Origin of the sequence: Legionella cincinnatiensis, from assembly GCF_900452415.1 — a bacterium.
In the GTDB taxonomy this organism is placed as follows: domain Bacteria; phylum Pseudomonadota; class Gammaproteobacteria; order Legionellales; family Legionellaceae; genus Legionella; species Legionella cincinnatiensis.
The window spans coordinates 565,175-589,846 of record NZ_UGNX01000001.1 but is presented as its reverse complement, the minus strand read 5'-3'; the positions used below and the strand labels follow the sequence as shown (position 1 = coordinate 589,846).

Here is a 24,672-nt window from a genome sequence, read left to right as displayed (position 1 = left end):
TGACACAAAAAGAGAAATTATCGCTAATGCATAAGCACAGTGCAAGTTATACCTTTTAAATACTCTGTGTAAAAAAGATAACTTGGTAGAAAATTTTGCCATGAATGTGCAAAATAAGACCACAAAAGATCATTTATTACTTGAACTTTTACTTCAATAAGTGGTAAATACTCTTCTACTCATAATTAATGGCTCTTTTTAATGAAACGACTACACTGTGTATTAATAGTTGGCATCACCTTAATCATATCTGGTTGTGGACAAAAAGGACCACTCTATTTACCAGAATCAACAAGAAATGCCTCAAGTAAGTAATTTTCGATAGGAAAAATAATGAACATTAGATTTACCAAAATGCATGGCTTAGGCAATGATTTCATAGTGATTGATGGCATTAATCAAAATATAAACCTCAATCCTCAACAAATATCGGTAATGGCTCAGCGTAATACTGGTATTGGTTTTGATCAATGCTTGCTTATTGAATCCAGCCAGCAAGAGGGAATTGACTTTAATTATCGAATTTTTAATGCCGATGGCCAGGAAGTAGGGCAATGTGGAAATGGAGCACGATGTTTGGCCTTATTTGTCAAATACTATGGTTTAACCAACAAAAATCACTTAACAGTTGCCACTAAAACCACAAAAATGAATTTGTACATTAATGCAGATCAAAGCGTACGTGTGGATATGGGCATTCCCAAATTGGCCCCCAAAGACATTCCGCTCCTGGCCCCAGAACAGTCTGAAAAATACGATTTAGAGCTTTCAAACAATGAAACTCTTTGTCTACATGCTCTAAGTGTTGGTAATCCGCATGCTGTTTTATTGGTTCAAGAAATACAAACAGCTCCTGTACTCACCTTAGGCAAACAACTTAGCCTGCATCCGTGTTTTCCCGAGCAAGCAAATGTCGGATTTATGCAAATTGTAAATCCACAACACATTAAATTACGAGTCTTTGAGCGGGGCTGTGGTGAAACCCAAGCGTGTGGCAGTGGGGCTGTTGCAGCCGCTGCAGTAGGATGTTTATATTACAAACTGGATAAACAAATAAAGGTAACTTTGCCTGGTGGTGATTTACTCATTGATTGGCCTGAATTTAATAAACCAATTTGCTTAACTGGTCCTGCTGTTTTTGTTTATGAAGGCACATTATTTTAAACGATCAGTCTCTTCCTGTTTCAGTCTCAATAGAACTTTGCCCAGAATATAAAGTCGCTTCGTATAAATTTGCCAATAACGACAAAACTACTCGATACAAGACAAAAAACTTATCCTATATCCAGGCAAAATTAACACAAGTATTGAATTTTTTTTACAAAGAGTTATGCTGAATGAAGGCTCAACTCGTATCGTTCAACTTGAAAGTCGATGTGAGTCTTATAGGAGAGGGCTATGACAGGAAGCAAAATACAAAGTTTTGATTTATTCAAAGCAGCTATGGGAAATCCAGATTATTTAACTGCAATTAATAAAAATACCGCAACCCAAGCACACTTTTTAACAACACTCAAAGAAGGACATTTGACATTCCAAGAAATTATGGACTCCATTCAAATCGTTCAAAACGTACAGGTAAAATCTTTATTAATCATATACCTGTTAAGTCAAAAAGAATATTTGAGTTCTTTAAAAGGCACTTCTTTGTTACAGCGCTTAACCATTCGCGATAATCATACCCCCTCTCGTCTTAATGCACTCATACATCAACTCGATTTAAAGGTACTTACAAATGCGATGATAAGTGAATTAGAACCTGAAGCTGCCGTAAGTATTCTTTGTTCTGTTCCTCATTTTCACCACCTAAATCGAGAACAAACAGAAGCTTTAATTGGAAGATACGCGAAACACGAACTAATTGTGTACTGGATGAACCATTTCGCAACCATGCCTAATGCCCATTATTTGTTAGCTCATTTAATGAAATTGGCGGGAACAAATATTATTGATGAATTAAGCAAAATAGAATCGAATCAAAAAGAAGCAATTATTGCCAATATTATTGAACACTTTGAATTATTTCATTACATTCCGCAAAGATTCTTAGAGCATGCAAATAAAGAATCTCATTTGATTTTAGCAATTCGTCTCTACCTTAATGGCCATTATAATAAAACACTTGCTACTTATATTAATCAATTAACAAAAAAATTATTAGAAAAAAATCATCCTTTTTCAACTGCTGCAATTGAATTACTTTTTTTCTTAAATGATAAACTTGCCTTCAAAGAGTTGGCCAATAAAAGCGCTTTCTTAACAAATCGCTATTTAAGAAATAACGCTCAAGAAGGCAATATTGCATTATTTTACCAAAATAATCAGATCAATTTGCAAAGAATGATCCAAAATATCAATTTAAATCCAGTCATTCCTGAATCCTTTAAAGAACAACAGAAACAACTCGAAGGATCTGAGGAAAGTTCATTTATAAATGGCCTAATTAAACACAACAAATCCATTAATTGTTTTGAGTATTTTTTAATACATTATCAGGGAACTTCTGAATCTTTAAGAAAATTGCTTCATGATTATATGGAATATCATGAACACTCCGATAACTTTAAAAGCCGTTCTCAAGCAATACATCATCTCGGTTTTATGCTGACACGTCCTGAGTTAGAAACAACAGTTAAAGAGACCATCTTTACAACTTTTTTAAATCATCCATCTTTCTTTGATGAACAAATTAGTTACCAATTATTTTTATTTGATGCTAAAAGAATTATTCGCTATTTTGGCCTACATGGAGGAAAAGAAAATTACCAAAGAGTAATCGATTTATGTACCTTAGCCTTAAAAAATCTCAATTCCGAAAAAAATCCAGAAATCATTCAAGTCGCTCAAAAAGCTTTCACCGAAGCAAAGCTGGAATTAAGCTTTACTAAAGAGCAAGGTTTTTTTTCAGGTGTAATCAAATGGATAAAACGATGTTGGACTTATGGTTGGACCGGTTTTTTTAAACCTAATCTACCTGAATATATAACCCCAGAGTCATGGGTTCTTGAGTCTTCTCCTAAAAAACCGTCTACAAAATATATTAAGAAATTGCTCACTGTGGATACACCAGAAAAGGAACTTCTGATTTTATTAAACAAAATAACTCTTCCCTTAACTCAAGAAAAATTCGAAGACATCATAAAAGCTTTAGATATTTATTCATTACAAATTCTACCTAAAGACGAACTTGAAACACGACATAAGCTTCATAAATTATATCATTACGTCATTAGTAAAAAAGAAGAAAACCAAACACTTTACCGTTGGCTAAAGGATAATCAAAATCCATTTGTTATCAATCAATTGCGCCTATTAGAATTGGTGATAAAAGAAAAATCTCATGACGAGGTGAATTGTTTACTCAAACAAATTAATGAGGATTCAGATCAACTTCAACATATTTCTGATGAGTTAAATTGTGCCATGCCCGAATTAGGAGTCACAACCATTCCAAAACTCATTAAAAACGCTCAAACATCTGATTTCGTAGCAAGCACCACTAAAGTCTTATCTGAGTATGCAACTGAAGCATCAGAGTATGCACAAAATGCATGGCAGTGGGCTGGATGTTTTTTAGCTAAAATTGGAAACCCACCTAAAGAAGAAGATGATAGTTTTAAAGTAGAACATGTACCTACATTTCATACAGCAACAAGTAAGTAATTGGGGACATTTTTTTATACTATGGCTCTTTTGAGGAAATTAGATCCACATCTAATTCGCTAAGGGGGTGCCATTGAGTGCCTATTAATCTTTTTAAAGTTTGAGCTTCCAACGCTTGTGCATCCAGTTCCATTGCTCTGGGTGAGCCAAAATAATACGCTCTAAAGCCTGGTTATATGCAAGCGTATTATAATAAAGAGAGTCTGAAACGGTATCATAATCCTTCCAAGGAATAGGATCATAAAATTCTAAAACATGCTTCCCATTAGGCAACCTATAACCGGCGGCAGGAACAACGGGAACCCCAGTATAACGAGATAAAGTTGCTAAACTTCGGTACGTTCCAGCTTTTGTGCCAAAAAACTCCACTGCAATACCATCACGATTAGCTAATGATGCATGTTGATCAAGAACAAAAATTACAGCATGATTTTTTTCCAATGCAGCACAAACTTTATCTAGAGAGTTCTTTTTCGGAATCACATTTAAACCAACTTGATAGTATTGCTTAAATAAGCTTCGCTCAATAGATTTAATGGATAAAGTTCTTCGAATAAAATGAAACTGTCCTTGGAATTCTTTAAAATTTAAAACCCCACCTATAGGGGCGACCTCCCAATTACCAAAGTGGCCAGTAAGAACCAAAACCCCTTTTTTTTGCGCTACAACTTCCAACATTTTTTCATGACCACGAACCTCGACTTGATTTCTTAAAGTTTCCTCTGTCATAAAACGCAGTTGTATTGCTTCTTTAAAGGATTTAAATAGGTGTGAGTAATAAGAGAGAGCAAGCCGTTTTTTTTGCTCTATACTTAATTGATCACCATAGACGCGATCAATATTCGCCATAATTATTTGGCGCTTGTAGGGTAAAAATTGATACACCAAACGCCCTAGTAAGCTCACAGGCAATTCATTAATTTTTTGTTCTAAATCAGTCACAAGCTTTAATCACCAAACATGCATTCATACTGGCAAATCCTCGATTAATGGTCAACACATAAGGACTTTGTAAGAAGCGGTGATCTGCGCTTACTGGCAAACCATCACAACTCGATGCAATACGTTGAAAATTAGCCACTCCTGGAATACATTTTGACTCGAGCGCATAAGTAGAAAGAACTGCATCAATCAATCCAGAGGCACATATAGTATGTCCAGTAGACCATTTAAATCCAGTTACAGGCTGTTGCTGACCAAAAACTTGTTGTATTGCTTGAGATTCACTATAGTCTGATTTGCTATTCCCATTCCCATGAGCAACAATAAAACCTATGTCCGCGGGATTTAATGCTACAGAGTCTAGAGTGTGCTCAATTAAATCAGCAAGTTGGTGGCCACTTGCATCCAAAGAAAATAATCCTTGCGCTTCACTCGTTGACAATCCACCAATAATTTCTCCATAACAAACCGCAGAACGAGCACGAACACTCGCTTCACTTTCTAAAACGAAAGCAGCAGCACCATCTGCTAGAATAGTGCCATCATGTTCTTCATCAAACGGTTTTAAATGACGGTGGCTTAGCACTCCTAATTGCTCATAATAAAACAAAGATTGGGGTTCTACAGCCATATCATAAGACACCACTACAGCTCGCTCTGCTTGCCCACTATTGATTGCATGATAGGCTTCTAATAAGGCTTGTGTTCCGCCAACAGCATGATTTGTGACATTATGATTAGGACCTTTAAATTCATAAGTAATGCCTGTATATGCAAGAACATTATTAGGTAATATACGTAACAGCCACATAGGATGTACTGTTTCAAATAAATGTTCTGCAAAATGTTGCATATTACCTTGAGCCTTTGCCAGCAAAGGTAAAAAATCATATTGTTGGAAATATTTATTCCCGGGTGACCCTATAAATACAGCGGTTTGTTCATTAAACTCATTCGGGGTTTCAAGTCCATCACGATAAGTGATTATCTGGCTATGCTCTACTGCCTGAACCGCAGCGTTAATCCCCATTACGTCTTGACGTGAAATTACTTTGACTAATTTTCGATCCGGTAACATTTTTGCAGGATTGAATTCTTTTAATTCTCCACCTAACCGATGGGGCCATTGAGAGAGCTCCCATTGAGTTATTTCTGCGATTCCACTTTTACCTGAGATAATCGCATCCCAGGTTGCATCAGCAGTAGCCCCTGATGCGGTTAATGCGCTTCGTCCAGTAATGAATACTCGGTTCTTCTGACTCATTGGCCTGCTCCTTCAAACTCAGGATGCTTAAATAGCAAGCAACTATTAGAGCCCCCAAACCCAAAAGAATTAGATAACACCGCACCTAAGGAACGTTCTCGCGGTCCATCCACTACATAATCTAAGTCACACTCAGGATCAGGTGTGGTTAAATTTGCTGTTTTAGGTATTTGTGCTTTTTCTATAGATTTAATAGCTAAAACAGCTTCAAGCGCTCCTGCCGCAGCGATTAAGTGTCCTGTTTGGCCTTTAGTAGAGCTAACTGGCAAATTTGAAACACATTCACTGAATACGGCTTTAATCGCATTGGTTTCACTTAAGTCATTCATTTTAGTTGATGTGCCATGTGCATTAATATAGTCCACATCAGAAGCTTTAACACCGGCATCTTGAAGAGCGCGTTCGATTGCTTGAATTGCACCATCACCATTGGGATGAGAGTCAGTAATTCGATAAGAACTTAAAGAATTCCCCTCACCTGCCAGTTCAGCATAAATAGATGCTCCTCGCGCTTTTGCCTTACTCCATTCTTCTAAAATTAAAAATGCAGCCCCTTCACCTAAAACAAAACCATTACGCGTTGCATCAAAAGGTCGGCTTGCAGTCTCTGGTGTACTATTATAGGTCGATAAAGCACCCAATAAACAAAAACTGGATAATCCTAAAGGATTAATCATGGAGTCAAATCCTCCAGCCAACATAAAATCAGCCTCACCCCGACGAATTACTTGCATAGCTAGGCCCAAAGCTTGCCCTCCTGAAGCACATGCCGTATGAACCGAAGATGCATAACCCCTGATTCCAAATTGTTGGATTAATAAAGATAAACCTGAATTTGGAGTGGTTTTACCAAAGTCCGATAATTTATAAAACTCTTGTGTATGAGCAAGCAACCGCACCCAATCAGTTTCACCGCTTGGAGCACAAATTTGTTGAAATCGTGACAGGTAATCAAATTCAGCGGTCATCATGCCACTACCTGTAACCACGCCCCAGCGTGCTGCAGTCTGCTCAGTGGGTAAAATACCCGCGTCATCAAAAGCTTGTTGGGCTGCTTCAAGGGCATATTGTGTAAATGATAGGGAAAAACGAGTACGTTTTGTAGACAACTTGGGATCAAGAACAAAATTTTTCACTTCAGCAGCGATGTAAGTTGGAAAAGCATTCGCATCAAATTGTTTGATTTTAGCAATTCCTGATTGGCCTGCTAATAAATTGGACCATGTGGACTGAACATCGAGACCTATAGGTGAAATTGCCCCTAAACCTGTAATTGCTACTCGTCTTTTTTTCACTGTTATTTACCTCTAGGAATAAGCACCACATCCACGACACAAACACGTTTACCTAAAACTTCACTACGAAAAGTAAGGATCAATTCTTCCGCTGTTTGTTTCTTGACACTTACATAGCACTTAAGAACGTCTCCCGGATGAACAAATTCATTCATTTTTATTTTGCGAAACTCACTAACGCTATAGCTTACCGCATATCCTGAACGCGCAACAAATTCATACGCTAAGTTTAATTTACATTCCAACAACACCGTTAAAGGTAATACTGGCTTTCTAGGAAAATGATCGTCGAAATAAAGAGCTGCACGTGTAATTCGTTTTTCAGCCAGTAAACTGACTCCTGGCTCACAAGAACAAACTCTATCAAAATTCATGGATACTAGAGGCAATTCCATATTTAGCATGAGATCACTATTTGATAACAGGGTACTTGCTGAACTAATAATGGCCCAATCACCTGGTCTATTAATTTCAGAAAATTGCTGCTTTACCTCATCGGGATCGATGAAATCGTCCATAGGCAATAAAGGGCCTAACGCACCTTCAAGAGTAAAAACAGTCTCATTCCCTATTCGTGCCACACTATGATATTGCATTACTGAATCTTCGATCCGCTCAATGAATGATTCTAATAATAAGGTTTCTCCTACGTATGCGGGTCTGTGCATAGCCGCTTTAGCAACAATGCCAGCAACGGGTCGATGAGAAAACTCTAAACGGTGCATCACGTTCCATGCCGCTAATTGACCGAGTGTTTCTCCGATTAAAGAAGGGATAAAGCAAGGACGTCCCTGTTCATCAACCGTAAGAAAGGTGTCATCTTGGGTAATGTGTTTAATTCCCCGAATCAACTGACCAGGAAATGACTCAACTATACGATCAACGAATAAAAATCTCATGAGTATCTATTAAACCCTATTGACCAAGATAAATAAACAACTGAGAAATTAAGCTTCAGTTGCGGCGCTTTGTTGCTCTGTAATTGCAGAAACAACCAATTTACAAAATGTTTCTATTGTAAAAAGCATGGGTATTTCATTCACTTTCATATTAGTCTTGAATTGCTCTACAGGAACTTCACTTAAATAACTTTGTAAGGCTTTTAGACCCTCAGCAGTAATGACGCCACCCTTTTCAAATTCACTCTCTGCTAAATCACCACGCGCATTCTTTTCCAATTGACCACGAGGAATTTTAATTTTAAACTCTTTTTCCAATTGAAAAACCAAATCAAGAAAATCAATAGATTCAGCGCCCAGATCTACTATTAATCGACTATTAAGTGATATTTCTTCTTCGTCAATTACTAGTACCTCAGCAACTATTTCCCTAACTTTAGGATAAACATCTGCTACATTCATATATTGTCCTCAGAAATCAGCTAATTTACAAAGCCCAAAATTATATCATATTTTTTCTTAAAGGCATAAAGCATAAAAAAAGATGAGAGATCAACCAACTCGGCTATATCCTGCATCAACAAATAAAGTATGTCCATTTATCATCGCCGCTTCTGGTAAACACAATAGATAAATAGCATCAGCCACATCTTGTGTTGTTAACGGCCTATCCGATAAAGAATGGGCTTGGTATTCATCGAGTAATTGCTCTCTATTAGGAAAATGCTTCAATGCATCCGTATCGACCACCCCAGCTGAAACAGTATTCACGGTAATTCCATCAACCGCTAATTCAAGACTTAAAGAACGCACTAAAGCTTCAAGAGCCGCTTTAGATGCCCCAATAAAGGCATAATTAGGAATAGCTCTATGAGCACCAAGACTTGATAAAGCAATAATACGGCCTCCTTTCGGCATTAATGGGCGTCCTTCAACAGCCAAATGATTTAAAGCCAGAGCATTAGTCTCCAAACACCAGCGCCAATGCTTGGTCGACATCTTAAGGGCTGATTTTAAAACGCCGCTCGCAGCATTGCTGATTAAAAAATCAAGCTGGTTAAAATGCTCTTTAAATTGAGCAAACATTTCTTTTACAGACTGGTGATCCGCTACATTAGCTTGTAGGGCGATTGCTTTACGGCCCATAGTCTGTATTTCTTCAACCAAAGCTTGAGCTTCATCAGAACTATTATAATAGACAACAGCAATATCACTCCCTGCTTGAGCTAACTTTAATGCAGTCGCCTTACCGATGCCTCGAGCACCGCCAGTAATTAATCCTACTTTATCTGCAAAAACTAAACTCATAGCATTCCTCAATTCTTAAATTTACAAAAATTTGTACAATTGGTTAAGTTAACACCATTAGATGAATAACTAAAAAGCCTACATTTTCATGCGTATTCTTCGATAAAGCAATGTTTAGTGCATTAAATTTTTAAATATCTTGTTTCTAGAGTGCTAACTTTGTACTATCGGCACACGATTAGATTATATGCATATTAATGAATGAAGCTTTCCTGGTCTAAAACTGTATTCCCTATTGCAGCAATTTTTTCCTTTCGTATGTTAGGTCTGTTTTTCCTAATCCCTGTATTTAGTATTTATGCGAAAGATTTGCAGGGCGCCACACCTGCATTGGTAGGTTTTGCTTTTGGAATATATGGTCTTGCTCAAGGATTACTGCAAATGCCTTTTGGTATGCTTTCCGATAAATTGGGTAGAAAACCCATAATTACCATAGGATTGCTTTTATTTGCTTGTGGCAGCTTCATCGGAGCATTCACTCATTCTATTTATGGAATGATAGTTGCGCGAGTGCTCCAAGGAACTGGAGCAATTGGCAGTGTGCTCATTGCTTTGCTTGCAGATTTAACCCCTGAAGAACAACGAACTAAAGCGATGGCCGTTATTGGGATGACCATAGGCACCTCATTTAGTCTAGCTATGGTAGTTAGTCCGGTGGTTACCCATCATTTTGGCTTAGCAGGAATTTTTTACCTGACTACCTTATTAGCCTTATGCGGTATTATTCTGCTTCATTGGGTAATACCTAAACCAATGAGGGAGCGCTTTCATGTTGATAGTGAAACAAATCCTGCTCTCTTAAAACAAGTTATCTTTAACGCGCAACTGCAACGTCTTAATTTTGGCATTTTTTGTCAACATTTTATTCTTACCTCAACATTTTTTGTAATTCCTTTTATTTTACAAAAACAAACAGAACAAGGCCATTTAACCCAACAGTGGCATTTTTATTTACCTATTATGCTACTTTCGTTCATCCTCATGATCCCATTTATTGTGCTTGCTGAAAAGAAGAAAAGGATGAAGAGTGTGTTTCTTTCCTCCGTTTTCGTCATTGCGGCAAGTCAATTATTGTTCGTTTATACACTCCAAAATTGGCTTGGCTTATGTCTTATTATGCTGATTTATTTTATTGCCTTTAATATTCTTGAAGCAGTATTACCATCGCTTATTTCGAAACAGGCTAACCCTAGAAGTAAAGGGACTGCTATGGGAATATATTCTACAAGTCAATTTCTCGGGCTTTTTCTAGGAGGTGCTTTTGCCGGCCTCTTATTTCAATGGAATGGCAGTCAAAGTGTTTTTATCACCAATGCTGTTTTAAGTCTTTTATGGTTAATTGTTGCCAGCGCCATGAAGCCTAATCTCTATATCGCAACGCTTATTCTCCATTATCCTTGGTCTGAAAAAAAAGAAGATGTACTAGCGCGGTTGTTAAATACTCATGGAGTTATTGAAGCTGCATTAGTACAAGAGGAAGGGGTTATTTATTTACGTATTGACAAAAAGTATTATATTGCAGGTAGCGCGGAGAAAATTCTCATGTCCTCATTGGATTGCAATTCTTAACACTGTTTTCTGCTTCCCGTTCATGAGCATCTATTTCCAGCTCAGAAGACTCTGCATTAGCGATTTCATCTTCCTTAAAAAACAAAGGAATGCTACCGGTTAGCGTGCGATAACCCAGTTTGTTCGTTTCTCCTGGGAAAGGCTCTGGAGAACATTGAACTTGAATTGATAACGCTGGATTCTTATAATTTCCATTTAGCAAATGGCTTCTAATTAATTCGGAAGAAATCAAAGAACAGTCATTATCTTCCTCTTGTCTAACACACAATTTAATTTCTACAGGCCCAACCTCAGGTAACCGTGATGCTAATAAACGTTCTACTAATTCCTTTGCATCAATAGTTTTGCAAGAAATAGAATTTGGTACAGGTGCTAACATTCCGGTCTTTGCATCTGCCTCATAGGCCAATACATAAATTTTATTTTTTTTAAGATCTTGAGCGATGGAAAATGTGTCATCAGCACTTAAAATAGTACATGAAACAGCATGTCCTTCGTATGCTGTTTTGTACCATTGATTCGCATGTTTGATTAATTTTTTATTCCCTTCATTTCGCTTAAATGGAATGTATAAATAAATCATTGTCAATCCAAAATTTACTCATATTAGACTTGGTTTATGCTCTAAAGAGTCTTCGCTGTCAAGCAATTCTTCATAATCAGTCAAAGCAAAAAAATCATCTCCATGAAAATCGGTAAATGAAGTATTAACTGCACCAAAATAATCGTCTTCATCAACCCAAGTTTGTTTTTGTTTTGTATCTCTTGCAGGTGAAGCTATGGATTCGTCTTCAATAATAACCCCAGATTTTATCAAAAACTCTTCAAGACGAGATTTATTGATCCGCATTTCAAATTTCAAATTTTTCCCTGTAATAGTGAGTGATTCCACTAAATAACCCGAAATATCAAGCGGCAAACTACCAAGTAATTCATCAATTATCACTGATTGATTCTTTGAAAAGAATTTATCATGTTGAATCATATTTACCAATTCGTGGGCTAGATGATCTAAAATTGGATGAGAAAATTTAGGATATTCCACTGCCTTACGGGCGCTTGTAAAGAAATTATATTTTGAAGCATCTTCTACGACATCCAAGCCTTGTCGAAAAGCTCGTGCTCGTCCAACGACACACGATAAGTTAAAACAAAATAAATCATTCTTCATCTGAAATGCTCTTACAGCTCCTTTAGAACTTAATAAACCATCTGTCCCAGTGCCCGGTAAACCAATGCTCACATCAGTATAATACTTTATTTCCATGGCTTGGTGTGATTCACCTAATTGCTTACGAAATTGTTCTGCCATTTGCCGTGGTTTATTCTTCCTTGCATATTCATCACAAAAAAATAACTTTACAATATTATTGTTGCTAAATCCTTCGATTGCTAAATCACTTTTAAAATTCTTAGCAACCTCTTCTATGGTTAATTCCTTATAATTTTCATCCTCTTTAGTTTGATTCCCTACAATTAATTTAGGGGTATTAATACCATGGCTTAAAATATAAATCTGACAAGTGCCTGCTTTCAAGGCTGCCTGAACCTCTTCTTTTTCAACAATTTCGTGACTGTCATGATAAATCACGACGACTTCCTTTCCTTTAGACTCATAATCTTTACGCCACTTACCTGCTTTGGCTGCTAAATCAAATAGGGCATCTTCAAAAGTAAACGGTATGTATAGTATTTTCATATAAAACATTTTAATTAATCAATTTGACATAATTATAATCTACGAATATTAATTAAATATTAAAGATTAAAGATGTTTATATATGAACATATTTAAATCATTTTGACTTTATAATGACGTAGGATTTGAGCGCTCCTAACTCAAATCCCAATTTAAAATGATATTATTGGCGCACCAAACGTACATTTTTTCCTAGAAATGAGTTTTTTTCTGTAGAACGATAAGGATTAATATCCAAACCGCCACGTCTGGTATATCGCCCATAAACGGTCAATAATTCGGGCTGACAACGGTTCATAATATCTACAAAAATTCGCTCAATGCATTGCTCATGAAACTCATTATGATTTCGAAATGAAACAAGGTATTGCAATAGACCTTCTCGATTTATTTTTTTACCTTTATAACTAATTTGTATGCTTCCCCAATCAGGTTGGTTTGTTACTAAACAATTTGACTTAAGTAAATTGGAGTATAAAGTTTCTTCAACAATTTCATTGCTCACAGAAAGAAATGAAGGTTCTACCAGATACACAGAGCACTCTATATCAAGTTCATCTAAACATTCACCTATGAATGAAGGTTGTACTGTAAATTGGTTTGCATTACCTAAAAGATGAATATTCACCCAAACTTCAGCCTCTACTCGCTCTTGTAAATCTCTTTTAATAATATTTTCTAGCTCACTCGTATTTTGAATGCGAGTATTATTAAACGAATTAAAATAAAGTTTTAATGACTTAGATTCAATTAAATTAGGCGAACTGCAATCATAGTATAATTCAGCAATTGCAACCATAGGTTTTCCCTTGGGATTAAGCCAAGATACTTCGTAATGATTCCAACAATCAAATCCATAGAAAGGGAGTTGGGCAGGATCTATTCCTATTTCATGGCGTTTTCCAGCTCTTGGAATAGGATATAATCGGTTAGGATTGTAAGTATCATCATAGTTTGATTTTTTTCCTAATTCCGATTTTTCTTCCACAGCTTGATATTTTTTTAAAACAAGATCGTTCATGTTATTTAACTCCAATATTTCTATAATTTTGGCGGTACTTTTCCAATTTACAGGTTGATTCATTTCCATTTGGCTGGAAATATAGTTTAACAAGGATGCGGCTTCATTTATGCGTGTTGCTTTTTCTTTCAGTTCACGAGCTTGAATAATTACAGAAGTCAGTATATCGAAATTTGGATTTTCGATAATTTTTTTTATCGTAGATAAAGAAAAGCCGAAAAATTTTAAGGTAGTGATCTGTTGTAAGCGAATGAGATCTTGCTCTGAGTAGAAACGATAACCATTATCTGAACGCTTAGTTGGTTTTAATAAACCAATATCATCATAATATTGTAATGACCTTATGGTTAACGCAGTCATTTGGCTCATTTCTTTAATTCGATAAAATTTCATTCAGTTTTCTCCTCAAAGCTGATTCTAAACTATTACGTACCGTGATAGTCAATAAGTAGGATGAGAAAAAATATTTTTAGTGGGGGGTGTCTGAGACGTGCATGATCACAGAACCTAAGCATGAAACATTAAATACCAAAGCTTAGCAACCGGGTAAAAGGCCTCACTCAATTCCAGTGCAAGCCCTATATAAATTAGGTATACTCTCCTCCTAACTTTCGCATACAGGAGAAAATAAATGGCCCGTGGAATAAATAAAGTGATCCTCATTGGTAACGTAGGTGTTGATCCTGACGTACGATATTTACCTAATGGTAATGCAGTGACTACACTCTCAATTGCTACTAGTGAAGCATGGAAGGATAAAGCCACTGGAGAAAAACAAGAAAGAACAGAGTGGCATCGTGTGGTGTGTTTTAATCGTTTAGGTGAAATTGCTGGCGAATATGTTCGCAAAGGCTCAAAACTTTATGTTGAAGGCAGCTTAAGAACCAGAAAATGGCAAGATCAGCAAGGACAAGATAGATATACTACAGAGATTGTTGCCAACGACATACAAATGTTAGATAGCAAAGGAGGAGCCTCATCAAGTTTTGATGATATCCCTCAGGCTCAATTTGCACCAACGAATCAAAACTTTGCAAAACAACAGCCTGCACAGCAAGCTCCACAAGATGCTTTTGATCAATTAGATGATGATGTTCCATTCTAAAAATACTATTTGAGAAACAACTTTTCATAAGCTCTTTCCGCCCTTACACATAAGGGCATTTTCGTCTGCTCACCTCTTATGTAAACCTTGAAAACTCCTACACTTAAGCGAATTTACATTTGAAGATTAACCCGTTAATGCGTATCATCCTTATTCAAACATAGCTCTTTTGCAATCTGTTCCGTTGTAAGTTCAATCCCAGAAAATATAAAAACAAGACCCATGTTTGGTGGCCTGAAAATACAGTATTGGTTAAATCATCAAATCGCTTAAAACAGTCTTTACATTCATAACGTTGCTGGTATTGCTCCGTATCCTCTTTGCCATGTCTAATAACGTTATCTGAATTACAGTAAGGACATTGCGTCTTTTCAGGCCATCTTAAATCACGAACCGCTTCCTAACAACGGGCATTATCAATCAAATTTTGAATGCGGAAGAAATGCCTGCAAGCTATAGATCTGCCTAAATTTAGTAAACCCTCCAGCTCATGGGGTTAAGCAACAAAGCCGGTTTGCCTATTAGTTTATAAAATGGAGCAAGAAGAGCTGATTGAGCAATTTCTAGAAAAAGAATGGGATTCTTGTTCTTCAATCCTCGCTTTGGTTTGCGATTGATTAAAAAAGCCATTCATATTCTGTAACAACTTAGGCAATGAAATATTCAGCCATTTTTCTTGATTTTGAAAACCTCGAATCACCTCTTTAAATTCTTCAAATAGATTCTTAATTTTGTGCTTTGCAATATCATCAAATGCATGACTTTTTTGCCATAAAGAAAGAAATATATCTGTTTGCTGCAATAAAATGGATAAATATTCATTCAAAAATTGAGCTTTCGCATCGCTATCACCATTTTCATCCCACTTTGTTTTCATCCCGCTAAAATCAAATTCCAACAAGGGTAAATTACCTTGATTTGTTTTGTTCCCTTCTGACATACCAAAAGCAACCATATCGAATAAAAAAATGGCGTATTCAATAGATATTTTATTGGAAAGATCAGTGTAAGCATCACTTTTTCCTGAATAGTTATTAAAAAAACTTAAGAAATCACGCAATGCGAGACGCAATTGTTGCGAATACTGCATATGATTGCTTCTTGCTGCCAAAAGCATATCCACTGCATGAATCATTTTATGAATCACTGCCTTGTACTCTTTGCTTGTCGGCTCCATTTTATCTAAAAGTGGCGTCGTAGTCATAGAAAGCTCAGCCCTTTGATTCTCAGAGTGACGCGAATTGTTTGATTTATATTCTATATAACTCCATTTTGTACTTTCCGCTCTATTTTGTTCATGTGATGCAAAGTAATATTCTTTACTTATAGTAATCTCTCCACCATACAATTTTCTATCTAGAATAGTTTGATAAATGGCATCTCGTTCGCACGCTATATTATTTACAAAATATTTTGTCTCTTTTTCTTCAAATTTCTGACGCACTTTATTATTCTCTTATAAGTTAAAAATTTCATTTTAATTAATTAATGCTTTTTAAAACAAAGCAATTTTTCGAATATGTAATATCAAATATTTTGATATGAGAAATTTTTATGACTCTTTATTGGATTCGGAGTCTTGCTAACCACTTTAATTTAATTGAGAGTTCGAGCCCAAATTAGAAGCAGAGATAAGCAGCTTGATATGGAAGTTAACATTCAAAATTTGATTGATGATCCCGTTGTTAAAAGCGGTTCGTGATTTAAGATGGCCTGAAAAGACGCAATGTCCTTACTGTAATTCAGATAACGTTATTAGACGTGGCAAAGAGGATACGGAGCAATACCAGCAACGTTATGAATGTAAAGACTGTTTTAAGCGATTTGATAATTTAACCAATACTGTATTTTCAGGCCACCAAACATGGGTCTTGTTTTTATATTTTCTGGGATTGAACTTATCAACGGAACAGATTGCAAAAGAACTATGTTTGAATAAGGATGATACGCATTACACGGCGAGTATGCTTCGCAGTGGAGTTGTTGATAAAAAAACTGAGAGTAAGTATCTGGTGAGATAGAATGTGATGAAGTATATGTTATTGCAGGACATAAAGGTAATACTGATGCGGTGGCGGCATAAGACCTCGGATCCCATAAAGAGCCTTCATTATATATTTTATAATCAATACAAATAAAAAAACCCGCACAAGGCGGGTATTTTTTCATATTAAATAAAGCTATTTTACTCTTCAGTATCCGCACTTGAAACGGGTCTGTCTAATAATTCGACTATCGCCATAGGTGCATTATCGCCATCTCTAAAACCGCACTTGATAATACGTATATAACCACCTGGACGTTCTACAAAACGTGGACCTAAATCAGTAAATAATTTACCTACAGCAGACTTTGATCTTAAGATATCAAATACATGTCTACGTGTTGCTACAGAATCAACTTTAGATACAGTGATTAAAGGTTCTATGTAACGACGAAGATCTTTTGCTTTAGGCAAAGTAGTCTTTATTAATTCATGCTCTATTAACGAGCAACTCATATTTGCAAACATAGCCTTTCTGTGGCTACTTGTACGGCCAAAACGACGGCCTGAATTACGGTGACGCATAACAAAACTCCTAAACTTTATTCGCCAAGATTTGCTGGCGGCCAATTCTCAAGCTTCATACCAAGCGATAATGAACGGGAAGCCAAAACATCCTTAATTTCAGTTAAAGATTTTTTACCAAGATTAGGAGTTTTTAAAAGTTCATTTTCAGTTCGTTGTACCAGATCGCCTATATAATGAATATTTTCTGCTTTTAAACAGTTCGCTGAACGAACAGTTAACTCTAAATCATCAACAGAACGTAAAAGAATAGGATCAAAATCATTACGTTCCTTTTGATCTGATCGTGACTCTTCAAATCTCATATCAACAAAAGCATGTAACTGTCGTTGTAAAATACTCGCTGAAATACGGATTGCTTCTTCTGAATCAATTGTTCCGTTGGTTTCTAACTCAATGGTTAGCTTATCCAAATCGGTACGATTTTCAACCCGAGCACTATCAACATAATATGCTACTTTCTTAACAGGTGAGAAGCTATTATCAATTTTGAGTTTGCCAACAGATTTTCTCTCTACTTCATCATCAAAATGTTTAATAAATGAATCAGTACTATGAAAACCAATTCCTCTTTCAACCTTCATTGTCATATTTAATTTGCCTTTTTCATTCAAATTAGCAATAACAAGATCAGGATTAACAATTTCCAGTCCATGAGATAATTGAATATCTCCAGCAGTCACTTGACAAGGACCTTGCTTATTAAGAGTTATTGTAGCCTCTTCACCAACTGTCATTTTAAGTGCAACTAATTTTAGATTCAGTAGTATATCAACAACATCTTCTTGTACACCTTCAATTGTACTGTACTCGTGAAGAACACCCTCAATTGAAGTTTCTGTAATTACGCTACCTGGCATAGAAGACAATAATATACGTCTCAAAGCATTGCCGAGAGTATGACCAAAGCCGCGCTCCAAAGGCTCTAAAACTATTTTAGCTTTAAATGGCGATTCAGCCTGTACCTTAAGAACATTAGGTGTCAACATTTCATTGATTTCAGTATACATTCAGCTATTTCTCCGAGCTTACTTAGAGTAAAGTTCTACAACCAAGTTTACGTTGTAGTCTGAAGATAAATCAGTTAACGTTGGTGCTGTAGAAAAAGTTCCTTTAAACGAAGAGGTATCTACAGTAAGCCAATCACATGGTACTCTTTGCTCAGACAAAGCTAAAGCAGCTTGGATACGACCTTGATTCTTTGCTCTTTGTCTCACAGATACAACATCACCAGGCTTTATTAAAAAAGATGGAACGTTAACTATTTTATCATTAACTAATATGGCTTTATGCGTTACTAATTGTCGCGCTTCAGCACGTGTGCTTGCAAAACCCATACGATAAACAACATTATCTAAACGTCTCTCAAGAAGAGCCATCAGATTTTCACCTGTTGCACCTTTCATACGTGCAGCCATTTTATAATAGCCACGAAATTGCTTTTCAAGAATGCCATATAATCTTCTAATTTTTTGCTTCTCTCTAAGCTGTAAACCATAACTATTTAAACGAGGCTTCTTATCACCATGTTGTCCAGGTAATTTTTCTGATTTACATTTAGATTTGTGATCACGAACACCACTTTTTAGTAATAAATCACAACCTTCGCGACGTGATAATTTACATTTTGGACCAAGATATCTAGCCATTAATTACTCCTGAGTCTTATACACGACGTTTTTTAGGTGGCTTACACCCATTATGAGGGATACCAGTAACATCGGTTATTTCAACAATTTTGAAATCCTGAGATATTAATTCACGAATAGTGGACTCTCGACCAGGACCAGGACCATGAACAAATACAGCCACAGATTTCATACCATATTCTTTAGCAACAGCGGCAGCACGTTCAGTAGCAACCTGTGCAGCATAGGGAGTACTTTTTCTTGAACCTCTAAAACCTGATCCACCTGATGTTGCCCAGCAAAGTGCATTACCTTGCCTATCAGTAAAAGTCACTATGGTATTATTAAAAGATGCATGAACATGTACTATACCATCTGATACCACACGTTTTGCTTTTTTACGTACTTTTTGTTGTTTTGACTTAGTTATTGCCATCTTACTATCCTACATGAAATATCAAACGGTGGTGCCTTTTCTGCGACCCTTTCTTGTACGTGCATTCGTTTTTGTACGTTGGCCGTGTACTGGCAGCCCTCTTCTATGCCTTAAACCACGATAACATCCTAGATCCATAAGTCGCTTAATGTTCATTGTTACAACACGACGCAAATCCCCTTCAACAGTTATTTTAGCAATTTCTGTTCTTAAAGACTCTAGTTGTGCATCGGTTAACTCCGAAACCTTTTTTGAAGGATCAATGCCAACTGCTGAACATAGTTTTAAAGATGTAGGTTTACCAATACCATAAATTGCTGTTAAAGCAATCACAAGATGTTTGTGATCTGGTATATTTACTCCTGCAATACGAGCCATTAACTTCTCCGAACGTTATTTGTTCTGTCGAAAGGGACAGAAGAATACTATTTTTATAAAATTAAATCAAGCAAAGATATTACCCTTGCTTTTGCTTATGTCTGGCATCTTTACAAATAACTCGTATAGTGCCACTTCTTTTAATAATTTTGCAATTGCGACAAATTCGCTTTACAGATGCTCTTACTTTCATTCCTAACTCCGATAAAGATCATAAAAGACCAGGTAACTTAGTACCTTTAAAATTAGCCTTTTTCATTAGAGAATCATATTGCTGTGTCATTAAATGAGCTTGTACCTGTGCTACAAAATCCATAATAACAACTACGATAATCAGCAATGACGTTCCACCGAAATAAAAAGGGACATGCCATGTGTACATCAAAATCTGAGGTAAAAGACAAACCAAAACGAGATAAATTGAGCCAACTAATGTTAAACGAGTCATCACAGCATCAATGTATTTTGTAGTTTGTTCGCCTGGTCTAATTCCAGGAATGTATGCACCAGATTTCTTTAAATTATCTGCAGTATCTTTGGGGTTAAACACCAGAGCTGCGTAAAAAAATGCAAAAAATATAATAGCCACTGCATACACGATTAAATAGAGCGGCTGTCCAGGGGATAAGGCCATTCCAACATCAGCTAACCAACCCATACCCTTAGTATGCGAAAAGAACTGCGCTAAAGTCGCGGGCAAAAGTATAATGCTCGATGCAAAAATTGGCGGTATAACACCAGACATATTAATCTTTAACGGCAAATGACTTGTTTGTGCTGCATAAACTTTTCTGCCTTGCGTTCTCTGAGCATAGTTCACTCTGATTCGCCTTTGCGCACGTTCCATAAACACAACAAAGCCAGTTACCACTACAACAACTACTGCAATGACAACTAAAGTTAGTGCTTGCATTTGACCTTCTTTAACCTGCTGCAGAACTGAAGCAATAGCAGTAGGCATACTTGAAACAATACCTGAAAAAATGATTAGAGAAATACCATTTCCAACACCTTTTTCAGTAATTTGCTCGCCTAACCACATTAGAAACATTGTTCCTGTAACTAAAGTAACTACGGCAGTAAAGTAAAATGAAAAGTCAGCTTGCAAAGCAATTTGCTGGCCAGCCAGCCATCGCGCCATCCCTAAAGATTGAAAAATAGACAATACTAACGTTAAATAACGCGTATATTGATTTATTTTTCTTCTTCCTGACTCGCCTTCTTTTTTTAACTGTTCAAGCTTTGGAGAGACTACAGTAAACAGTTGAAGAATAATCGATGCAGAAATATACGGCATAATCCCTATAGCAAAAACTGTTACTCGTGATAAAGCTCCGCCAGAAAACATATTGAACAAGCCAAAAATGGTATTTTGCTGTTCATTGAAAAAATTAGCTAGTCGAGCAGGATCTAATCCTGGTACAGGTATATGGGCTCCCAATCGATAAACTAAAATACCTAGAACAACAAAGAATAATCTTGATTTTAGCTCAGCCAACCCCCCGCGTGATTGGCTTGTATTATGTTTTTGGTTTTTCATAGTCACTCTTCTACGCTGCCGCCTAAACCTTCAATGGTTGAACGAGCTCCTTTAGTGACCCTTAAACCTTTAAGTTTGATGGCAGTGGTTAATTCACCAGATAAGATTACTTTTACATCTTTAATGGAACGACTAACGATACCTGCTTCTTTTAAAACATTTAAGTCAATTACATCATTTGATAATTGTGCAAGTTCACTTAAACAAACTTGATCAACTGTTCTACCAACTCGTGATTTAAAGCCCATCTTTGGTAAACGTCTTTGAATAGGCATCTGACCGCCTTCAAAGTTAATCTTATGGTAGCCGCCTGCTCTAGCCTTTTGACCTTTATGACCTTTACCACTTGTTTTTCCTAGTCCTGATCCCATACCACGTCCTAATCTCTTTTTAGGACGACGCGAACCTGGCTCAGGTGATAGAGAATTTAAATTCATTATACACTCTCCTCAACCAACAACAGATAATCTACTTGGTTTATAAGACCACGTATTGCCGGAGTATCGTTATGAGTTACACTTGAATTAGTCTTACCTAAACCTAATTGTTTTACAATTGAAACATGCTTAGGCTTTCTGCCTATAGTACTTTTAACTAAAGTAATTTTAATTTTGTTTTCCATAATTAGCCCGCCATAACTTCTTCAACAGTTTTACCACGCTTGGCCGCAACATAATCAGGAGTACCAATATTAGTTAAAGCAGCAATTGTCGCACGTACAATGTTGCTTGGATTCGTAGATCCAATATTCTTAGCTAATATGTTTTGGACGCCTAAGACCTCAAGTACCGCTCTCATTGCACCACCAGCAATAATTCCTGTACCTTCGCTAGCTGGTTTCATAAATACTTTAGAGGCCCCATAATTCCACGTAATTTCATGATAAATAGTTGAACCACTAAGTGGAATATAAACCATGTTCTTCTTCGCCTGCTCCATTGCTTTTTGAATAGCAATTGGAACTTCACGTGCTTTACCTCTACCAAATCCAACTTTACCTTTACCATCGCCAACAACGACAAGAACAGCAAAGCCAAAAACACGTCCGCCTTTCACAACTTTAGCAGTACGATTTACTGATACTAACTTCTCTTGGTAGCCATCTGATTTAGGTGATGATTCATCGAATGCCATAGTTGTTCCTTAAAAATCTAATCCAGCCTCGCGCGCACCTTCTGCAAGGGCTTTCACTCGGCCATGATATTTATAACCAGCACGATCAAACGCAACTGCAGTAATTCCTTGCTCACTTGCACGTTTGCCTAGTAATTTACCGACAAGGTTCGCTTGTTCTACTTTACATTTACCGGCTAGACTGGCTCGTAACTCTTTATCATTAGTTGAACAGGCAACTAATACTTTATCTCCAAGCTCATCCGCTCGAACAATTTGAGAGTAGATATGCAAACCACTTCTATAAACTACTAATCTTTCTCTACCCGATTTGCGAATCAGTGCCTTTGCTTTTAATCCACGTCGAATACGTGAGTTTTGTTTATTCATAGCTTAAACCTTATTTCTTCTTCGCTTCTTTACGAACAATATACTCACCAGCAAGTTTAACACCTTTCCCCTTATATGGCTCAGGTGGACGAAATGCACGTATCTCAGAAGCAACTTGTCCTAAAATTTGTTTATCCATACCCTTTAGTATGATTACTGTATTACTAGGAGTTTCTACTAAAACACCTTGTGGCAAATGGTATTCGATAGGATGAGAATAACCTAAAGATAAAGTGATTGATTTATCTTTTGACTGCGCTCTATAACCAACACCAACCAATTCAAGGGTTACGATAAAACCTTCAGTAACACCTTTAACCATATTATTTACTATCGCTCTAGCTGTCCCAGCTTGTGCCCAAGCCTTAGGATCATTAGCTGCAGGAGCAAATTCGATATGATTACTCTCTTTGTTTTTACTCACTTTCACTAACCGATTCAGCTTTTGGGTTAGTGTTCCTTTAGGCCCTTTTACAGTAATTTCCCCATCACCTAATGTTATTTCTACATTTGATGGTTGAACTACTGGGGCTTTTGCTACTCTAGACATATTATTCCTCGCAAGTATTAAGCCACTTCACAAATGACTTCGCCACCAACGCCTTTCATCTTAGCAGATATATGGGTCATTATACCTTGGGATGTAGACAATATGGCCACACCAAAACCGGGTATTGAGGTGAGTTCTTTATAAGATTTATAAACTCTCAAACCAGGTCTGCTTATTCTTTTTATTAATTCGATAACAGGTCTACCATGATAGTACTTCAGTTTAATCGTCATTAATTTAAGATTATTATCTAGTGATTCAACAAAGAAGTCTTCAACATAACCTTCTTCTTTTAAAACACGAGCAATTTCTTCCTTCAGTTTTGAAGATGTTAAAGTTACTTGCTGATGTTTTGCTTGTTGACCATTTCTAATTCTGGTCAGCATATCAGCAACTGGATCATGCATACTCACAATCGTTCTCCAATAAAAATTACCAGCTAGATTTTCTTCCGCCTGGTATATTACCAACCATTAGTTGTTGTCTTAAGCAAATCCTACAAAGGCTAAATTTACGATATACAGCATGTGGACGACCACATTGTTGGCACCGTGTTTTAAAACGAACAGGATTTGAGTTAATAGGTAGCTTAGCTAATTTAGCTTGACTATCCATAATCACTTGAAAATCATCTGATGACTTAATTAACTTCTTTAATTCACTTCTGCGTTTTCTGTACTTTTCTACGAGTTTGCTACGTTTTAGCTCTCTCATAAGCATTGATTTTTTAGCCACAATTTCACCCTTATTTTTTATCTCTATCTTTCAATGGAAGGTTAAAGGCCTCTAATAAAGCTTTAGCTTCTTCATTAGTTTTTGCACTTGTAGTGATACAAATATCTAAACCACGAATACCATCAGTTTTATCGTAATCAATTTCAGGAAATACAATTTGCTCTTGTATTCCCATGCTGTAATTACCAGTTCCATCAAAGGACTTAGGATTTAAACCACGAAAGTCTCTTACACGGGGTAAAGTTATTGAAATCAATCTGTCTAAAAATTCATACATACGCTGCCGTCGAAGCGTAACTTTGCACCCTATTGGCCACCCTTCCCTAATTTTAAAACCAGCAATTGATTTCCTTGCTTTTGTAACAACCGGTTTTTGCCCTGCAATTAAAGTCATATCTTCAACTGCATGGTTCATTACTTTTTTGTCACCTACTGCTTCGCCAACACCCATATTTAAAGTGACTTTAAGCAATTTAGGAACTTCCATCACACTGGAATAGTTGAACCGCTTCATCATCATAGGGACAATTTCTTTTTTGTATAATTCATTAAGTCTTGTCATTTCGAT

General features: G+C 36.6%; 31 protein-coding genes and 1 pseudogene. 6 read left to right on the top strand and 26 right to left on the bottom strand.

What is annotated here, in order from left to right:
• The first annotated feature begins 201 nt into the window (after positions 1-201).
• The 3 genes from lptM (at position 202) to DYH34_RS02650 (ending at position 3,663) form a co-directional block, all read left to right on the top strand.
• Positions 202-315, top strand: coding sequence for an LPS translocon maturation chaperone LptM (gene lptM / locus DYH34_RS02660; protein ID WP_083502716.1), 114 nt, complete (start codon positions 202-204; stop codon positions 313-315).
• A gap of 18 nt (positions 316-333) precedes the next feature.
• Positions 334-1,164, top strand: coding sequence for a diaminopimelate epimerase (gene dapF / locus DYH34_RS02655; protein ID WP_058463836.1), 831 nt, complete (start codon positions 334-336; stop codon positions 1,162-1,164).
• 234 nt (positions 1,165-1,398) lie between these two features.
• Positions 1,399-3,663: a hypothetical protein gene (locus tag DYH34_RS02650; RefSeq protein ID WP_058463837.1), complete on the top strand. Its 2,265-nt coding sequence runs from the start codon at positions 1,399-1,401 to the stop codon at positions 3,661-3,663.
• A gap of 93 nt (positions 3,664-3,756) precedes the next feature.
• Here DYH34_RS02650 and DYH34_RS02645 read toward each other — a convergent pair whose 3' ends face one another.
• The 6 genes from DYH34_RS02645 to fabL all read right to left on the bottom strand — a co-directional run bounded on the left by DYH34_RS02645 (position 3,757) and on the right by fabL (position 9,371).
• The gene (locus tag DYH34_RS02645; RefSeq protein WP_058463838.1) at positions 3,757-4,605 is read right to left on the bottom strand and encodes a lysophospholipid acyltransferase family protein; all 849 of its coding nucleotides are present in this window, start codon (positions 4,603-4,605) and stop codon (positions 3,757-3,759) included.
• Entirely contained in the window at positions 4,598-5,869 is a 1,272-nt protein-coding gene (locus DYH34_RS02640) for a beta-ketoacyl-[acyl-carrier-protein] synthase family protein (RefSeq protein ID WP_058463839.1), read from the bottom strand. Before DYH34_RS02640 ends, DYH34_RS02645 begins: the two co-directional genes overlap by 8 nt.
• Positions 5,866-7,164, bottom strand: coding sequence for a beta-ketoacyl-[acyl-carrier-protein] synthase family protein (locus DYH34_RS02635; RefSeq protein ID WP_058463840.1), 1,299 nt, complete (start codon positions 7,162-7,164; stop codon positions 5,866-5,868). Before DYH34_RS02635 ends, DYH34_RS02640 begins: the two co-directional genes overlap by 4 nt.
• Positions 7,165-7,166: 2 nt before the next feature.
• Positions 7,167-8,063: an ApeI family dehydratase gene (locus tag DYH34_RS02630; protein ID WP_058463841.1), complete on the bottom strand. Its 897-nt coding sequence runs from the start codon at positions 8,061-8,063 to the stop codon at positions 7,167-7,169.
• A 48-nt stretch (positions 8,064-8,111) separates the two neighbouring features.
• The gene (locus DYH34_RS02625; protein ID WP_058463842.1) at positions 8,112-8,525 is read right to left on the bottom strand and encodes an acyl carrier protein; all 414 of its coding nucleotides are present in this window, start codon (positions 8,523-8,525) and stop codon (positions 8,112-8,114) included.
• Between the two features lie 90 nt (positions 8,526-8,615).
• Positions 8,616-9,371, bottom strand: coding sequence for an enoyl-[acyl-carrier-protein] reductase FabL (gene fabL / locus DYH34_RS02620; RefSeq protein ID WP_058463843.1), 756 nt, complete (start codon positions 9,369-9,371; stop codon positions 8,616-8,618).
• A 201-nt stretch (positions 9,372-9,572) separates the two neighbouring features.
• Between fabL and DYH34_RS02615 the strand changes: the two genes are divergently transcribed.
• On the top strand, positions 9,573-10,940 hold the full coding sequence (locus DYH34_RS02615) for an MFS transporter (protein WP_058463844.1): 1,368 nt from the start codon (positions 9,573-9,575) through the stop codon (positions 10,938-10,940).
• Here the strand turns inward: DYH34_RS02615 and DYH34_RS02610 are convergent.
• The 3 genes from DYH34_RS02610 to queF all read right to left on the bottom strand — a co-directional run bounded on the left by DYH34_RS02610 (position 10,912) and on the right by queF (position 14,020).
• Positions 10,912-11,523, bottom strand: a complete 612-nt coding sequence (locus DYH34_RS02610) for a hypothetical protein (protein ID WP_058463845.1) — start codon at positions 11,521-11,523, stop codon at positions 10,912-10,914. The two genes, DYH34_RS02615 and DYH34_RS02610, sit on opposite strands and share 29 nt — an antisense overlap.
• 18 nt (positions 11,524-11,541) lie before the next feature.
• Positions 11,542-12,639: a hypothetical protein gene (locus tag DYH34_RS02605; protein WP_238589428.1), complete on the bottom strand. Its 1,098-nt coding sequence runs from the start codon at positions 12,637-12,639 to the stop codon at positions 11,542-11,544.
• 163 nt (positions 12,640-12,802) lie between these two features.
• Positions 12,803-14,020 carry an NADPH-dependent 7-cyano-7-deazaguanine reductase QueF gene (gene queF, locus DYH34_RS02600; protein ID WP_423202593.1) on the bottom strand — a complete coding sequence of 406 codons (1,218 nt, stop codon included), beginning with the start codon at positions 14,018-14,020 and terminating at the stop codon, positions 12,803-12,805.
• Between the two features lie 271 nt (positions 14,021-14,291).
• Between queF and ssb the strand changes: the two genes are divergently transcribed.
• Positions 14,292-14,765 carry a single-stranded DNA-binding protein gene (gene ssb, locus DYH34_RS02595; RefSeq protein ID WP_058463847.1) on the top strand — a complete coding sequence of 158 codons (474 nt, stop codon included), beginning with the start codon at positions 14,292-14,294 and terminating at the stop codon, positions 14,763-14,765.
• 154 nt (positions 14,766-14,919) lie between these two features.
• Here the strand turns inward: ssb and DYH34_RS18665 are convergent.
• Together DYH34_RS18665 and DYH34_RS02585 are read right to left on the bottom strand one after the other, a co-directional pair.
• Positions 14,920-15,150: pseudogene (locus DYH34_RS18665) on the bottom strand (transposase); the annotation flags it as partial.
• Between the two features lie 141 nt (positions 15,151-15,291).
• On the bottom strand, positions 15,292-16,209 hold the full coding sequence (locus DYH34_RS02585) for a hypothetical protein (protein ID WP_058463848.1): 918 nt from the start codon (positions 16,207-16,209) through the stop codon (positions 15,292-15,294).
• Between the two features lie 229 nt (positions 16,210-16,438).
• Here DYH34_RS02585 and DYH34_RS02580 point away from each other — a divergent pair, with 229 nt between their 5' ends.
• Positions 16,439-16,786, top strand: a complete 348-nt coding sequence (locus DYH34_RS02580; protein ID WP_058463849.1) for an IS1/IS1595 family N-terminal zinc-binding domain-containing protein — start codon at positions 16,439-16,441, stop codon at positions 16,784-16,786.
• Positions 16,787-16,950: 164 nt separating this feature from the next.
• Here DYH34_RS02580 and rplQ read toward each other — a convergent pair whose 3' ends face one another.
• The 15 genes from rplQ to rplE form a co-directional block, all read right to left on the bottom strand.
• Entirely contained in the window at positions 16,951-17,334 is a 384-nt protein-coding gene (gene rplQ, locus DYH34_RS02575) for a 50S ribosomal protein L17 (protein ID WP_058463850.1), read from the bottom strand.
• A 17-nt stretch (positions 17,335-17,351) separates the two neighbouring features.
• Positions 17,352-18,344 carry a DNA-directed RNA polymerase subunit alpha gene (locus tag DYH34_RS02570; RefSeq protein ID WP_058463851.1) on the bottom strand — a complete coding sequence of 331 codons (993 nt, stop codon included), beginning with the start codon at positions 18,342-18,344 and terminating at the stop codon, positions 17,352-17,354.
• A gap of 18 nt (positions 18,345-18,362) precedes the next feature.
• The gene (gene rpsD / locus DYH34_RS02565; RefSeq protein WP_058463852.1) at positions 18,363-18,983 is read right to left on the bottom strand and encodes a 30S ribosomal protein S4; all 621 of its coding nucleotides are present in this window, start codon (positions 18,981-18,983) and stop codon (positions 18,363-18,365) included.
• A 16-nt stretch (positions 18,984-18,999) separates the two neighbouring features.
• The gene (gene rpsK / locus DYH34_RS02560) at positions 19,000-19,398 is read right to left on the bottom strand and encodes a 30S ribosomal protein S11 (RefSeq protein WP_003633055.1); all 399 of its coding nucleotides are present in this window, start codon (positions 19,396-19,398) and stop codon (positions 19,000-19,002) included.
• Between the two features lie 21 nt (positions 19,399-19,419).
• Positions 19,420-19,776, bottom strand: coding sequence for a 30S ribosomal protein S13 (rpsM, locus tag DYH34_RS02555; RefSeq protein ID WP_058463853.1), 357 nt, complete (start codon positions 19,774-19,776; stop codon positions 19,420-19,422).
• 79 nt (positions 19,777-19,855) lie between these two features.
• Entirely contained in the window at positions 19,856-19,969 is a 114-nt protein-coding gene (rpmJ, locus tag DYH34_RS02550) for a 50S ribosomal protein L36 (RefSeq protein WP_010946099.1), read from the bottom strand.
• Between the two features lie 18 nt (positions 19,970-19,987).
• Positions 19,988-21,316: a preprotein translocase subunit SecY gene (gene secY, locus DYH34_RS02545; protein ID WP_058463854.1), complete on the bottom strand. Its 1,329-nt coding sequence runs from the start codon at positions 21,314-21,316 to the stop codon at positions 19,988-19,990.
• A gap of 2 nt (positions 21,317-21,318) precedes the next feature.
• On the bottom strand, positions 21,319-21,753 hold the full coding sequence (rplO, locus tag DYH34_RS02540) for a 50S ribosomal protein L15 (RefSeq protein ID WP_058463855.1): 435 nt from the start codon (positions 21,751-21,753) through the stop codon (positions 21,319-21,321).
• Positions 21,753-21,938, bottom strand: a complete 186-nt coding sequence (rpmD, locus tag DYH34_RS02535; protein ID WP_058463856.1) for a 50S ribosomal protein L30 — start codon at positions 21,936-21,938, stop codon at positions 21,753-21,755. The genes rplO and rpmD overlap by 1 nt, the downstream gene beginning before the upstream one ends.
• Before the next feature lie 2 nt (positions 21,939-21,940).
• Positions 21,941-22,450 carry a 30S ribosomal protein S5 gene (gene rpsE / locus DYH34_RS02530; RefSeq protein WP_003633062.1) on the bottom strand — a complete coding sequence of 170 codons (510 nt, stop codon included), beginning with the start codon at positions 22,448-22,450 and terminating at the stop codon, positions 21,941-21,943.
• A 9-nt stretch (positions 22,451-22,459) separates the two neighbouring features.
• Positions 22,460-22,819: a 50S ribosomal protein L18 gene (gene rplR, locus DYH34_RS02525; RefSeq protein ID WP_058463857.1), complete on the bottom strand. Its 360-nt coding sequence runs from the start codon at positions 22,817-22,819 to the stop codon at positions 22,460-22,462.
• A gap of 10 nt (positions 22,820-22,829) precedes the next feature.
• Positions 22,830-23,369, bottom strand: a complete 540-nt coding sequence (rplF, locus tag DYH34_RS02520) for a 50S ribosomal protein L6 (RefSeq protein ID WP_058463858.1) — start codon at positions 23,367-23,369, stop codon at positions 22,830-22,832.
• Positions 23,370-23,386: 17 nt separating this feature from the next.
• Positions 23,387-23,776, bottom strand: a complete 390-nt coding sequence (rpsH, locus tag DYH34_RS02515; RefSeq protein ID WP_197718826.1) for a 30S ribosomal protein S8 — start codon at positions 23,774-23,776, stop codon at positions 23,387-23,389.
• 25 nt (positions 23,777-23,801) lie between these two features.
• Positions 23,802-24,104 (bottom strand): 30S ribosomal protein S14, encoded by a 303-nt coding sequence (gene rpsN / locus DYH34_RS02510; RefSeq protein ID WP_058463859.1) that lies wholly within the window; start codon positions 24,102-24,104, stop codon positions 23,802-23,804.
• Positions 24,105-24,114: 10 nt separating this feature from the next.
• Entirely contained in the window at positions 24,115-24,666 is a 552-nt protein-coding gene (gene rplE / locus DYH34_RS02505; protein ID WP_058463860.1) for a 50S ribosomal protein L5, read from the bottom strand.
• Positions 24,667-24,672: the final 6 nt, after the last annotated feature.

Coding starts and splice junctions, on each gene's coding strand:
- rplE (WP_058463860.1), bottom strand. CDS start 24,666: ATGACAAGACTTAATGAATTATACAAAAAAGAAATTGTCCCTATGATG.
- DYH34_RS02610 (WP_058463845.1), bottom strand. CDS start 11,523: ATGATTTATTTATACATTCCATTTAAGCGAAATGAAGGGAATAAAAAA.
- DYH34_RS02630 (WP_058463841.1), bottom strand. CDS start 8,063: ATGAGATTTTTATTCGTTGATCGTATAGTTGAGTCATTTCCTGGTCAG.
- ssb (WP_058463847.1), top strand. CDS start 14,292: ATGGCCCGTGGAATAAATAAAGTGATCCTCATTGGTAACGTAGGTGTT.
- rplR (WP_058463857.1), bottom strand. CDS start 22,819: ATGAATAAACAAAACTCACGTATTCGACGTGGATTAAAAGCAAAGGCA.
- rplO (WP_058463855.1), bottom strand. CDS start 21,753: ATGAATTTAAATTCTCTATCACCTGAGCCAGGTTCGCGTCGTCCTAAA.
- DYH34_RS02640 (WP_058463839.1), bottom strand. CDS start 5,869: ATGAGTCAGAAGAACCGAGTATTCATTACTGGACGAAGCGCATTAACC.
- DYH34_RS02570 (WP_058463851.1), bottom strand. CDS start 18,344: ATGTATACTGAAATCAATGAAATGTTGACACCTAATGTTCTTAAGGTA.
- queF (WP_423202593.1), bottom strand. CDS start 14,020: ATGACTGCGTTAACCATAAGGTCATTACAATATTATGATGATATTGGT.
- DYH34_RS02625 (WP_058463842.1), bottom strand. CDS start 8,525: ATGAATGTAGCAGATGTTTATCCTAAAGTTAGGGAAATAGTTGCTGAG.
- fabL (WP_058463843.1), bottom strand. CDS start 9,371: ATGAGTTTAGTTTTTGCAGATAAAGTAGGATTAATTACTGGCGGTGCT.
- lptM (WP_083502716.1), top strand. CDS start 202: ATGAAACGACTACACTGTGTATTAATAGTTGGCATCACCTTAATCATA.
- rplQ (WP_058463850.1), bottom strand. CDS start 17,334: ATGCGTCACCGTAATTCAGGCCGTCGTTTTGGCCGTACAAGTAGCCAC.
- rpmJ (WP_010946099.1), bottom strand. CDS start 19,969: ATGAAAGTAAGAGCATCTGTAAAGCGAATTTGTCGCAATTGCAAAATT.
- DYH34_RS02615 (WP_058463844.1), top strand. CDS start 9,573: ATGAAGCTTTCCTGGTCTAAAACTGTATTCCCTATTGCAGCAATTTTT.
- DYH34_RS02580 (WP_058463849.1), top strand. CDS start 16,439: ATGATCCCGTTGTTAAAAGCGGTTCGTGATTTAAGATGGCCTGAAAAG.
- rpmD (WP_058463856.1), bottom strand. CDS start 21,938: ATGGAAAACAAAATTAAAATTACTTTAGTTAAAAGTACTATAGGCAGA.
- rpsK (WP_003633055.1), bottom strand. CDS start 19,398: ATGGCAATAACTAAGTCAAAACAACAAAAAGTACGTAAAAAAGCAAAA.
- DYH34_RS02605 (WP_238589428.1), bottom strand. CDS start 12,639: ATGAAAATACTATACATACCGTTTACTTTTGAAGATGCCCTATTTGAT.
- secY (WP_058463854.1), bottom strand. CDS start 21,316: ATGAAAAACCAAAAACATAATACAAGCCAATCACGCGGGGGGTTGGCT.
- rpsD (WP_058463852.1), bottom strand. CDS start 18,983: ATGGCTAGATATCTTGGTCCAAAATGTAAATTATCACGTCGCGAAGGT.
- dapF (WP_058463836.1), top strand. CDS start 334: ATGAACATTAGATTTACCAAAATGCATGGCTTAGGCAATGATTTCATA.
- DYH34_RS02650 (WP_058463837.1), top strand. CDS start 1,399: ATGACAGGAAGCAAAATACAAAGTTTTGATTTATTCAAAGCAGCTATG.
- rpsM (WP_058463853.1), bottom strand. CDS start 19,776: ATGGCTCGTATTGCAGGAGTAAATATACCAGATCACAAACATCTTGTG.
- rplF (WP_058463858.1), bottom strand. CDS start 23,369: ATGTCTAGAGTAGCAAAAGCCCCAGTAGTTCAACCATCAAATGTAGAA.
- rpsH (WP_197718826.1), bottom strand. CDS start 23,776: ATGCATGATCCAGTTGCTGATATGCTGACCAGAATTAGAAATGGTCAA.
- rpsE (WP_003633062.1), bottom strand. CDS start 22,450: ATGGCATTCGATGAATCATCACCTAAATCAGATGGCTACCAAGAGAAG.